At 59.7% G+C, this 11244-nt stretch carries 10 protein-coding genes; 7 read left to right on the top strand and 3 right to left on the bottom strand.

Translation table 11 applies throughout. The annotated features are described in order from the left end of the window. Positions 1 to 414 precede the first annotated feature (414 nt). Positions 415 to 675 (top strand): DUF2790 domain-containing protein, encoded by a 261-nt coding sequence (locus GUY40_RS27915; protein WP_166572133.1) that lies wholly within the window; start codon positions 415 to 417, stop codon positions 673 to 675. 270 nt (positions 676 to 945) lie between these two features. Beyond that, positions 946 to 2544 carry a deaminase domain-containing protein gene (locus GUY40_RS28615; protein ID WP_166572132.1) on the top strand — a complete coding sequence of 533 codons (1599 nt, stop codon included), beginning with the start codon at positions 946 to 948 and terminating at the stop codon, positions 2542 to 2544. A gap of 1 nt (position 2545) precedes the next feature. On the opposite strand, the gene GUY40_RS27905 is transcribed toward GUY40_RS28615, so the two are convergent. Beyond that, entirely contained in the window at positions 2546 to 4102 is a 1557-nt protein-coding gene (locus GUY40_RS27905; RefSeq protein WP_166572131.1) for a sigma-54-dependent transcriptional regulator, read from the bottom strand. A 290-nt stretch (positions 4103 to 4392) separates the two neighbouring features. Between GUY40_RS27905 and phhA the strand changes: the two genes are divergently transcribed. From phhA to GUY40_RS27880, 5 genes are all read left to right on the top strand, one after another. After that, positions 4393 to 5178, top strand: coding sequence for a phenylalanine 4-monooxygenase (phhA, locus tag GUY40_RS27900; protein ID WP_166572130.1), 786 nt, complete (start codon positions 4393 to 4395; stop codon positions 5176 to 5178). A gap of 43 nt (positions 5179 to 5221) precedes the next feature. After that, complete coding sequence (locus tag GUY40_RS27895) at positions 5222 to 5578, top strand: 4a-hydroxytetrahydrobiopterin dehydratase (RefSeq protein WP_166572129.1); 357 nt, start codon at positions 5222 to 5224, stop codon at positions 5576 to 5578. Next, on the top strand, positions 5578 to 6768 hold the full coding sequence (locus GUY40_RS27890; protein ID WP_166572128.1) for an amino acid aminotransferase: 1191 nt from the start codon (positions 5578 to 5580) through the stop codon (positions 6766 to 6768). Before GUY40_RS27895 ends, GUY40_RS27890 begins: the two co-directional genes overlap by 1 nt. A gap of 191 nt (positions 6769 to 6959) precedes the next feature. After that, complete coding sequence (locus GUY40_RS27885; protein WP_166572127.1) at positions 6960 to 7097, top strand: hypothetical protein; 138 nt, start codon at positions 6960 to 6962, stop codon at positions 7095 to 7097. Between the two features lie 218 nt (positions 7098 to 7315). Next, a complete protein-coding gene (locus GUY40_RS27880; RefSeq protein WP_166572126.1) occupies positions 7316 to 8518 on the top strand; it encodes an MFS transporter in 1203 nt (400 codons plus the stop codon). Here GUY40_RS27880 and arfB read toward each other — a convergent pair. Together arfB and GUY40_RS27870 are read right to left on the bottom strand one after the other, a co-directional pair. After that, positions 8515 to 8928, bottom strand: a complete 414-nt coding sequence (arfB, locus tag GUY40_RS27875) for an alternative ribosome rescue aminoacyl-tRNA hydrolase ArfB (protein WP_166572125.1) — start codon at positions 8926 to 8928, stop codon at positions 8515 to 8517. The genes GUY40_RS27880 and arfB overlap by 4 nt on opposite strands. A 126-nt stretch (positions 8929 to 9054) precedes the next feature. Next, positions 9055 to 10479 carry an amino acid permease gene (locus tag GUY40_RS27870; RefSeq protein ID WP_166572124.1) on the bottom strand — a complete coding sequence of 475 codons (1425 nt, stop codon included), beginning with the start codon at positions 10477 to 10479 and terminating at the stop codon, positions 9055 to 9057. Positions 10480 to 11244: the final 765 nt, after the last annotated feature.

The following is an 11244-nucleotide window of genomic DNA, read 5'->3' as shown; positions in this document are numbered from 1 at the left end:
GCGGATTTATCCGCGAATGTAGGCGCCGCGCAATGCCTGATAAACCGCGGTGTTTTCATTCGCGGCGGTCCGGCGATCCGGTAAATCCGCTCCCACAGGGTTTGTGTCGTTCAATGCCTTAACTGACCGGCATTGGGGCAAGCCCGGCTCCTACACAGGTTCGGCAAGCCCGCGGAGTTTTTTGCAGATTGTTACAGTTTCCACCAACAGTCTTTATCAAAACGGTGACTGTTTCATGACCCCGCCAATCCCTAAAATTCGCCTCGCCTGCAACGGCAACGTGATTAACACATGCGACAGCCCCCACGAAGGCCGTTAATCCCGCGATAACTTGACGATTGTTAACTACCCGCTCCACACGCAGTGCCACAAGTGCTGCGTGAACCCTTACGACCGTAAATAAGGTAAATACTGATGAAAGCGTTACTGGTTCTGGCACTTGGCAGTTTTTGCGCAAGCGCGATGGCCGATGAAAGGGTGTCCGTCAATAACCAAACCGTCCCGGTAGAACAGTACTCTTACTCGCAACATCTGGACATCGCCAAAGTGATCTCCATGAGCGAGATTCCGAACGTCTGCGAAGTGGTTCCCGCCCGCATGACCTATGAAGACTCCCAAGGCAAGACCCACGTACTGGAATACCGCGTCATGGGTAACGGCTGCTACAACGGCTGACCCATCCCCTCGTCGCTGCGCCCCACGGCCCTGCCAACGGGGGCGCGTGCCGCCATAGTATTGCACCACCACGCCTGACTGTTCCGGATTGAATATCCGCCTCCCATGAACATTCATCAGGCGAACTCCATGAACTCTTGTATTCACGACGAACATGAAGATGAAGTCTTATTTAACGACCTGACTATTTTGTTAAATATTAAAACTGACATTTCGGCCACCGCTCAATCGCCTCACCTGCAACTTTATTGTCAGTTCTGCAACGCGATAGTGCCGCTTGATGTTGCCTGTGAACTCTACCTTGCAAACACTGAATTACCCTGGAAAGTACTGAGCAACGACGCACGCGTCAAACGTGAACTATCACTGGCGCCAACGAGCGGCGGCTGGCTGATCAGCGAGATCCCGGCAGCCACCGACGACATGCCCGCCGGTGAGATCATTTCACTCGCCTTCTGTGCCAAAAAACTGCTATTGGCAGCCACTCCGGGCGACACAACCGCGCTCGTCGTACACGAGCAGCAGTTCTGCTACTGGAGCCCCTCCCGCAAAAAGCTGCTGCCCCTGAATGCCGAAGCCCTGTCACGCCTGAACCTTCGCCACCCAGTGGAGTATCGCCAGCAAGTGGCCGGAAAAATGTCGCGCGAGCGCTCATTCGGCTTGCCTGATTCGCTTAGCAATAATCTGGTGAAAAAACGCATCACACCGTATTTACCCCTGGTCGAACTTGGCGCCCTGACCAATGCCGTGGGCGATCGCCGGGTCCTGCGCGGCATCATTTTCCCAGGCCCGGGAGAGTCGTCTCAGGTGTACGTAGAGGCCGACAAAGGCGTGTTTTATGTGGCAGACATGGCCACGGGCAGCAGCGCACGGGTTTTTCAGCGGCTGACCGACCCCGAGCGTATCGCCCGCTATCTGGAAGTGGCTGAACCCTTCAGGCTGGTCGTCCAGCACAACGGTTTCAAACCTGAAATTGCGCGCCTGGCCAAGCTGCTGTTCGATTGCAACGCCCTGCTCAACGTCCAGCGCCCGCTGCTTCAGCGAATCGCCGATACGTTAAGGCGCCTGCTGACCCCGCAACGTTTTCAGTGGCTGCTGACCCAGCACCTGATTCCAGAAGGCCCATTCAGCACCTATGAGCAATACGCCGCCTATTGCTTGAGCCAGGGCTATACCAATGACCTGGAAGAATTTGCCAAATCCATTTTTACCCAAGAGCGGAACCAACAGCGCTACTTCGATTTCATGAAAGAACTGGTGCCCGACTGGAAGGCCATTACCAGCCGCACCGACCGTGAACGCGACGCCATCGCTGCCGTGTTGAATCACCTGTTTCCGATCAAGAATGGCAAGGATGCCGTCGGCGATTGGCAGCCGTTTTCCAAGCGTTCGTTGCTGGACACAACGCTCTACGAAAAAATGACCCGGCAACTGCTCGGTTGCAACCTGGCCTACGCCGAGGTCGTCGACACCCAGGGCAATCGCACGGTCTGTTACTCGACGTCGGCAGGCAGCAACGCCCGCAAGCTCAGGCTCCCACTGCCGGACGAGGCGGTCATCGACGGCGTGAGATACATCAACGCCATCAAGCATGTAACGCTCACGCCGGACCCACTGTTCTGGACCCTGCCGGCGATTCGCCACGGCGACCAACTATCGGTGCGAATGAATACTCGCGAGACAGACTCCGAGCGCCTGATTGCCAGCTGGATCATGCGCGAATTCAGCATCAATACATTGCGGAGTATCCACCTGTTCACCAAGCTGGACACGTGCCGCAGTTGTGGCAGCGTCGTGGTACCAAAACTGCGGGTGAGTTACTCCGATGCAGCCTTTTCACTGACGTATCTGCAGCCCTACGCCAACTGACTCAGCTGGATTTGCCCACCCCATAATCGCGCAGCTTATTGGCGATCGTGGTATGTGAAACCCCCAGCCGTTTCCCCAGGGAACGGCTGCTGGGGTACTCACTCTGCAGGCGCTCCAGCACCGCCTTTTCAAAGCGACCGACGATGTCCTCAAGGCTGCCCTCCAGCGAGAACTCGCCCAACGGTTGCCGCCCGCCGTAATCGGGCAGGCGAATGTGTTCAGCCTTGACCACCCCGCCTTCGCACAACGACACCGCCTGAAACAGCACATTTTCCAACTGTCGAACATTGCCCGGCCAGCTGTACTGCCCCAACCGCTCCATCGCCGCCGGCGCCAGGCGCGGCAAGGCGCAGCCAATCTGGCGGCTGGCCTGATCGAGAAAGTGCTCGACCAGCGGGCCCAGGCCGTCCAGGCATTCGCGCAGCGGCGGAATATGCAGCGACAGCACATTGAGACGGTGATACAGGTCCTGGCGAAACTCACCCCGGGCGCACAACTCCGACAAATCAACCTGGGTTGCACAGATCACCCGGACATCGAGGTACACCTCTTCATCGCTGCCCACCCGGCGGAAGCAGCCATCCTGCAGAAAGCGCAGCAGTTTGACCTGCAAGCGCGGGCTCATTTCATCCACGCCGTCGAGAAACAGCGTGCCGCCAGCGGTCAGCTCCAGCAGCCCGAGCTTGCCCTCGGCACGGGCGCCTTCAAAGGCACCGGGGCCATAACCGAACAACTCGGTCTCGGCCATGGACTCAGGCAACCCAGCGCAGTTGAGCGCCATCAGCGGCGACTGGCCGCGCGGGCTGGCCAGGTGGCAAGCGCGGGCCAATAGCTCCTTGCCCGTGCCGGTCTCGCCCTCGATCAACAGCGGTGCATCCAGCGGCGCCATGCGCCGCGCCTCGCGAACCACCGCCGCCATCACCCGCGAGCTCTGGAAAATACTGTCAAAGCCGCGCAGCTCCTGCTTGCGCACATGATAGATGCGCTCGCCGATCTGATCAGCGCGGTGCAAGGTCAGCACCGCGCCGGCCAGCGCTTCGCTGTCATCGTGCTCGGATTGCAACGGGGCGATATCGGCGAGGAACACATCGCCCTTGACCTTCACCCGCAGGCCATTGATGCGGGACTTGTTGGCCCGCACCAGCTCGGGCAAATCGAAGTCTTCGGCGTAGCGCGACAGTGGAATCCCCGGCACTTCATCCACGCGCACCCCCAGCAACTGCGCTGCCGCGCGGTTGGCGGCGACGATAGAGCCGCCCATGTCGATCGACAGCACTGGAAACTCCAGGGCACCGAGCAAGGCATTGAGCTCCATGTGCCGACGCTCGCTGGGCATCAGGCCCACCCGCTTGACGCCAAACACCCCGCCGATGGCTTCGAACTTGGGGCGCAAGGCCTGAAATTGCAGGTTGATCAAGTTCGGGCAGTGCAGGTAGATGGCATTGCCGTGCTCGCCGCCCACTTCACCACGGGCCACGTTGATGCCGTACTCCACCAGCAAATTGAGAATGTCGCGAAGAATGCCTATGCGGTTTTGGCAATGCACTTTGATACGCATGGAAGGGCCTGGAAATGTGTGGATATTGGCGGGCGGCGGGCCGCGATTGGCCGGAAAAATTTGCAATCGGGCGCCGAATGTTGTCAAGAATACGTTACAAATGTAGGAATTTTCAACGCATCCAAGCCGCGAAAATTCGAATCTCCGGCAAACCTGTAAAGCAATCGTTACAAAACCAAGGTTCGTGCGCCTGCCTCAGCCCTTGCCGCGACTACACGGAGCCGCGAAAGAGGGTTATCACTTAAACCATCGCAGCACAGAACAATAATGGCTTCCCTCAGGAGAGCAGCATGAAACAGACGCACTACGTGGCCCGCAAGCCCGATGCGCAAGGTTTTATCGATTACCCGGCCGAAGAACACGCGGTCTGGAACACCCTGATTACCCGGCAATTGAAGGTGGTCCAGGGGCGTGCGTGCCAGGAATACCTGGACGGAATCGAGCAGCTCGGCCTGCCGATGGACCGTATTCCGCAACTGGCTGAAATCAACAAGGTGCTTGGCGAAACCACGGGCTGGCAAGTGGCCCGGGTACCGGCACTGATCCCCTTCCAGACCTTTTTTGAACTGCTGGCTAGCAAGCAGTTTCCGGTCGCGACCTTTATTCGCACCGTAGAAGAACTGGACTACCTGCAAGAACCCGACATCTTTCACGAAATTTTCGGCCACTGCCCGCTGCTGACTAACCCCTGGTTTGCCGAATTCACCCACACCTATGGCAAGCTCGGCCTGGCCGCCAGCAAGGAAGAACGCGTCTACCTCGCCCGCCTGTACTGGATGACCATCGAATTTGGCCTGGTGCAAACGCCCGAGGGTCGCAGGATCTACGGCGGCGGCATCCTCTCCTCGCCGAAGGAAACCGTCTATTGTCTTTCAGATGTACCGGAACATCAGGCCTTCGACCCGATGGAAGCCATGCGCACCCCGTACCGGATCGACATTCTGCAGCCGGTCTACTTTGAGCTGCCGAGCCTCAAGCGCCTGTTCGACCTGGCCCACGAAGACATCATGAGCATGGTCCACCAAGCCATGAAAATGGGCCTGCACGCCCCCAAATTCCCGCCGAAAGCCGCCTGACGCGACCGGCCACCCTATAACAACTCAATCAGGAATAACCTCGATGAATGCCTTGAACAAAGCCCATTGCGAAGCATGCCGTGCCGACGCCCCGCAGGTCAGCGACGAAGAACTGCCGGTACTGATCAAGCAGATCCCGGACTGGAATATCGAAGTGCGTGACGGCGTCATGCAGCTGGAAAAGATCTTCCTGTTCAAGAACTTCAAGCACGCGCTGGCATTCACCAACGCTGTCGGTGAAATCTCCGAAGCTGAAGGCCATCACCCAGGCCTGCTGACCGAATGGGGCAAAGTCACCGTTACCTGGTGGAGCCACTCGATCAAGGGCCTGCACCGCAATGACTTCATCATGGCGGCGCGCACCGACGAAGTGGCCAAGGACGCCGAGGGTCGCAAGTAATGCACTTCAGTGCGATCGAGCGGGTCCCGGGGGACCCGATTCTCGGCCTGATCGAGGCATACGCCAAGGACCCCAGCCCGGTCAAGTTCGACCTGGGCGTGGGCGTCTACAAGGACGCCATGGGCCTGACGCCGATTCCCCAGTCGGTCAAACAGGCCGAACAGCGTCTGCTGGAGCGTCAGACCAGCAAGAGCTACGTCGGTGGTCATGGTGATGCGGCGTTCGGCCGACTGGTCAGCGAACTGGTGTTGGGCGCCGACTCATCGGTGTTGCAACACCAGCGCGCGGGTGCCACGCAAACCCCGGGTGGCACGGGTGCCCTGCGCCTGTGCGCCGACTTCATCAAGCAGTGCTTGCCCGGGCGCGGAATCTGGCTGAGTGACCCGACCTGGCCGATCCATGAAACCATCTTCGCCACAGCGGGCCTGAAGGTCAGCCATTACCCCTACGTGGGCGCGGACAACCGCCTGAATGTAGCGGCCATGCTGGAGGTGCTGGAGCAGGTCCCTGAAGGGGACATCGTGCTGTTGCACGCCTGCTGCCATAACCCGACCGGTTTTGACCTGTCTCATGAGGACTGGCGCCAGGTACTCCGGATCGTTCAGCGTCGGCATTTGCTGCCGCTGATCGACTTCGCTTATCAGGGTTTTGGCGATGGCCTGGAACAGGATGCCTGGGCGGTTCGGTTGTTTGCAGCCGAGCTGCCGGAATTGCTGATCACCAGTTCCTGCTCGAAGAACTTCGGTCTGTACCGCGAACGCACTGGCGCCTTGCTGGTGTGTGCCCAGGATGCCCAAAAGCTGCAGGACGTGCGCAGCCAACTGGCCTTCATTGCCCGCAACCTGTGGTCGACGCCACCGGATCACGGCGCGGCAATCGTCGCCCAGATCCTCGGTGATCCGGCACTCAAGCAACTGTGGGTTGATGAGGTCGAAGGCATGCGGCTGCGCATTGCTCAACTGCGCAGCGGCCTGCTGGAAGCGCTGGAACCCTACGGCTTGCGCGAGCGCTTTGCGCATATCGGCGTGCAACGCGGGATGTTTTCCTACACCGGCTTGTCGCCGGAACAGGTCAAACAACTGCGTGACCAGCACAGCGTGTACATGGTCGGTACTGGCCGGGCCAACGTGGCCGGCATTGATGCGACACGGCTGGATGCGCTGGCCCGAGCAATCGCAGCAGTCTGCTGAAATACGCACTGAATGTAGGAGCGGCGGTCCGGCGCTCCTACAAATGCGAAATAGATTCTCTACCACCTTTCATCAGCAAATGCACAGTAAACGTCTGATTGTCATCCAGACTGCTGTATCCTCCCCGGGCTTTTCGAGAAAGCACCACGCTATCCAGCAACCCTTCAATCAACTTGCGAGGAGCGATGACGATGCACGAAATCCCCAACCTCCCCTTCCCGAGCCTGCAGCAACCTGAACAGGCACAATCCACCACTGCCGGGCATGAGCCGGCGTACTCGGCCAAATCCGAGAACGAAGAACCCGCCGTCTGCGAACGTCAAGACTGACCGACGCTACCGACAGGGCGTGTGTGGAAACCCCGGCTGCTGATGCGCCACTGGGTTTTCGCACAGCCCTTGCGCCGCGCCGCATAAAGCGGTCGATCAGCGCACCACTCCCGCACTTTTTTCATTCTTCACGCCCCGCATCACCGCCCGCGCAATTATCATAGCCAGCGTCAAACACCCTGCACCTTCCTGCTCGGGTCACACCGGATACCGTTTTTATGCCTGACTCACCGCGCCCCATGGCGGTCACCCTGCAAGTCGTCTCCATTGTTCTGTTCACCTTTATCGGCTATCTCAATATCGGCATCCCGTTGGCTGTATTGCCGGGTTACGTACACAACGACCTGGGCTACAGCGCCGTGATCGCCGGCCTTGTGATCAGCGTCCAGTACCTGGCCACGCTGCTCAGCCGCCCCTATGCCAGCCGTATCATCGATAACCTGGGCCCCAAGAAAGCGGTGATCTATGGCTTGGCGGGTTGCGGCCTGAGCGGTGTCTTCATGCTGCTTTCAAGCAGCCTGCAAACGTTTCCACTCTGGAGCCTGATCAGCCTGCTGGTCGGGCGACTGGTGCTGGGCAGCGCTGAAAGCCTGGTGGGCTCCGGCTCCATCGGCTGGGGCATTGGCCGGGTCGGCGCGCAACACACCGCCAAGGTGATTTCCTGGAACGGCATCGCCAGCTACGGCGCACTGGCCATCGGCGCACCGCTGGGGGTGATTCTGGTCAAGCACCTGGGGCTCTGGAGCATGGGCGTCAGCATCATTGTTCTATGTACGTTGGGCGTGGCTCTGGCTTGGCCGAAAAAGGCCGCGCCCATCGTTGCCGGTGAGCGCTTGCCATTCCTGCATGTGCTGGGCCGCGTGTTGCCACATGGTTCAGGCCTGGCACTGGGCTCGATCGGTTTTGGCACCATTGCCACGTTCATTACCCTCTACTATGCCAGCCACAGTTGGGATAACGCCGCGCTGTGCCTGACCCTGTTCGGCGGCTGCTTTATCGGTGCGCGGCTGTTGTTCGGCAACCTGATCAACCGCCTCGGCGGCTTTCGCGTGGCCATTGCCTGTCTATCGGTTGAAACCCTGGGCTTGCTGCTGCTGTGGGTTGCACCCAGCGCTGAAATGGCTCTGGCGGGCGCGGCATTGACCGGCTTTGGCTTTTCGCTGGTGTTTCCGGCGTTGGGCGTGGAAGCGGTCAACCTGGTACCTGCTTCCAGCCGCGGTGCGGCAGTGGGTGCCTATTCGCTGTTTATCGACCTGTCGCTGGGCATCACCGGGCCACTGGCCGGCGCTGTCGCCGCAGGCTTCGGCTTTGCCTCGATCTTCCTGTTTGCCGCCGTTGCGGCAGCCTGTGGCTTACTGTTGAGCCTTTATCTCTATTGCCAAGCGGCACGTACCCCACGCGTCTTCGAGGTCCATCCTTAAAAGTCGATTCGCCCGCGCCCGGCCTTGATCGCCCCGCGCTTGCTCTTGGTATCAAGCCGCCGGGTTTTCGAGCCCAGCGTCGGCCTGGTCGGGCGCCGGGCCTTCTCGACCTTGGCGGCGGCGACGATCAGCAGCCGCAGGCGTTCCAGTGCATCGGCACGATTCTGCTCTTGCGTGCGGTATTGCTGCGCCTTGATGACAATCACCCCATCGGCGGTAATACGGCTGTCACGCAGCAGCAGCAGGCGCTCCTTGTAGAACGGCGGCAAGGACGATGCGTGAATATTGAAACGCAGGTGCACGGCGCTCGAGACCTTGTTGACGTTCTGCCCGCCGGCGCCCTGAGCACGAATGGCCGTCAACTCGATCTCGTCATCGGGTATCTGCACCGCGTTTGAAATTTCCAGCATGAATGCACTCCCGTGTTGATGCCGACAGGATACCGCCTTGCGCGCTTCCATCCCCTGAAAAAAGCAAAGCCCCGGCTTTCATCAAGCCGGGGCTTCCTGTGTCACAACCGTTTCAGCGCAAACCGCTTACTTCGCTACCACGCCCACCGCACCAGCACCCTGCTGCGCTGCGCTGCGTTTGGTCTTGAGCCTGTAGCACCCCCACATCACCACCAGCCACACCGGAATGGCGTAGACCGACACCTGGATGCCCGGGATCAGCAGCATGATGCCAAGGATCAACACCACGAACGCCAGGCAGATGTAGTTGCCGTAGGGGTACCACAGCGACTTGTACAGCGAGGTCTGGCCGGTGCGCTGCATGTGTTGGCGGAACTTGAGGTGCGAGAAGCTGATCATCGCCCAGTTGATCACCAGCGCGGCAACCACCAGCGACATCAGCAGTTCCAGCGCGTGCTGCGGGATGAAGTAGTTGAGCAGGACCGCAACCAGGGTCACGCCCGCCGAGGCGAGGATCGAACGCACTGGAACGCCGCGCTTGTCGATCTTCGCCAGGCTGCGCGGGGCGTCGCCCTGCTCGGCCATGCCGTAGAGCATGCGGGCGTTGCAATAAGTGCCGCTGTTGTAGACCGACAGGGCAGCCGTCAACACCACGAAGTTGAGGATATGCGCTGCGGTGCCGCTGCCCAGCATCGAGAACACTTGCACGAACGGGCTGGCGCTATAGGCGTCGCCGGACGAGTTAAGCGAGGTCAGCAGGCTGTCCCAAGGGGTCAGCGACAGCAGGACGACCAAGGCACCGATGTAGAAAATCAGGATGCGGTGAATCACCTGGTTGATCGCTTTCGGGATCACGGTTTTCGGCTTCTCGGCTTCGGCTGCGGTGAAACCGAGCATTTCCAGGCCGCCAAAGGAGAACATGATGATCGCCAGGGCCATGACCAGGCCGCTGACGCCGTTCGGGAAGAAGCCGCCGTGCTCCCAGAGGTTGCTCACGGCTGCCTGCGGGCCGCCGCTGCCGCTGACCAGCATGTAGCTGCCCAGGGCGATCATGCCGACGATGGCCAATACCTTGATGATCGCGAACCAGAACTCGGCTTCACCGAAGACTTTGACGTTGGCCAGGTTGATCGCATTGATCATCACGAAGAACACCGCTGCCGAGGCCCAGGTCGGAATCTCTGGCCACCAATAGTGCACGTACTTACCGACCGCGGTCAGTTCCGACATGCCGACCAGGATGTACAGCACCCAGCAGTTCCAGCCCGACAAAAAGCCTGCGAAACCGCCCCAGTATTTGTGCGCGAAATGGCTGAAGGAGCCGGCCACCGGCTCTTCGACGATCATTTCACCGAGCTGGCGCATGATCATGAAGGCGATAAAGCCGCAAATGGCGTAACCGAGGATCATCGACGGACCGGCCGACTTGAGCACGCCCGCCGAACCCAGGAACAGCCCGGTGCCAATGGCGCCGCCCAGCGCGATCAACTGGATGTGGCGGTTCTTCAGGCCGCGTTTCAGCTCGCCCGAGGGGGAAGATTGTCCACTCATTAACTAAGTCACCTGTTTGTTTTTATCTGTGACGGAATCGGACCCGCTGCGCTCGTGGCGCGGCGGAGTGAGCAAGGCGATAACCTTGGATTTTGGACTTGAGCCGGGGCTCGACGTCCGCAGGGGTGCGCGGTACGCGGTGTAGTCACAGTCAAAACGCGCGCATTGTACACGCCCGAACCCGCTCGGGCGTGATGCGACGTTTGGCCATGGCGCATCTGATCCTTAAGGCGCTCGCTGAACAAGGGGGCAAAAATGAGGCGACAGCCGATTGGCCGTCGGATTTGGCAGGAATTTGTTACAAGCGAGGGTATCGGGGAAAAGCGGCAAGCTTAGGCGGGTGATGTGTAACGATATTTTTACGAAGTGGTGTAAAAAGTTGCCAGCCCACCGCTGAAAAACTTCGCGGCCAAGCCCCAATGCCAGTCAGTTAAGGAATTGAACGTCGCACCTGTAGGAGCGGACCCGGCCGCGATGGGCTGCGGAGCGGCCCCGGCGATTCTGAAACCGCCGGCACTCGCAAGCTGATTCTCAGATGTCACAGGCCCAAGGGGCCGCTGCGCGGCCCATCGCGGCCAGGTCCGCTCCTACATGGACGTCTGTGCTCCGGCCCTTAACTGACCGGCATTGGGGCAAGCCTTGCATCTATGTATCAGGCCTATTCGAGGAAGCCGTCTTCGGCTTCTGGCCAACATTGGTTGAGCTCGCGGTATGCCGATTACAGTCAGGCCTCGAAGGCCGGTAGGAGCAAAGGCATCTATCCGC

The organism is Pseudomonas sp. R5(2019) (assembly GCF_009905435.1).
Lineage (GTDB): Bacteria > Pseudomonadota > Gammaproteobacteria > Pseudomonadales > Pseudomonadaceae > Aquipseudomonas.
This window is presented reverse-complemented; position numbering and strand designations above follow the sequence as displayed.

Bases quoted from the DNA above. Each gene is read 5' to 3' on its own strand.
- GUY40_RS27870 (WP_166572124.1), bottom strand. From the start codon at position 10,479: ATGAGTGGACAATCTTCCCCCTCGGGCGAGCTGAAACGCGGCCTGAAG.
- GUY40_RS27880 (WP_166572126.1), top strand. From the start codon at position 7,316: ATGCCTGACTCACCGCGCCCCATGGCGGTCACCCTGCAAGTCGTCTCC.
- phhA (WP_166572130.1), top strand. From the start codon at position 4,393: ATGAAACAGACGCACTACGTGGCCCGCAAGCCCGATGCGCAAGGTTTT.
- GUY40_RS27905 (WP_166572131.1), bottom strand. From the start codon at position 4,102: ATGCGTATCAAAGTGCATTGCCAAAACCGCATAGGCATTCTTCGCGAC.
- GUY40_RS27890 (WP_166572128.1), top strand. From the start codon at position 5,578: ATGCACTTCAGTGCGATCGAGCGGGTCCCGGGGGACCCGATTCTCGGC.
- GUY40_RS27895 (WP_166572129.1), top strand. From the start codon at position 5,222: ATGAATGCCTTGAACAAAGCCCATTGCGAAGCATGCCGTGCCGACGCC.
- GUY40_RS27885 (WP_166572127.1), top strand. From the start codon at position 6,960: ATGCACGAAATCCCCAACCTCCCCTTCCCGAGCCTGCAGCAACCTGAA.
- GUY40_RS27915 (WP_166572133.1), top strand. From the start codon at position 415: ATGAAAGCGTTACTGGTTCTGGCACTTGGCAGTTTTTGCGCAAGCGCG.
- arfB (WP_166572125.1), bottom strand. From the start codon at position 8,928: ATGCTGGAAATTTCAAACGCGGTGCAGATACCCGATGACGAGATCGAG.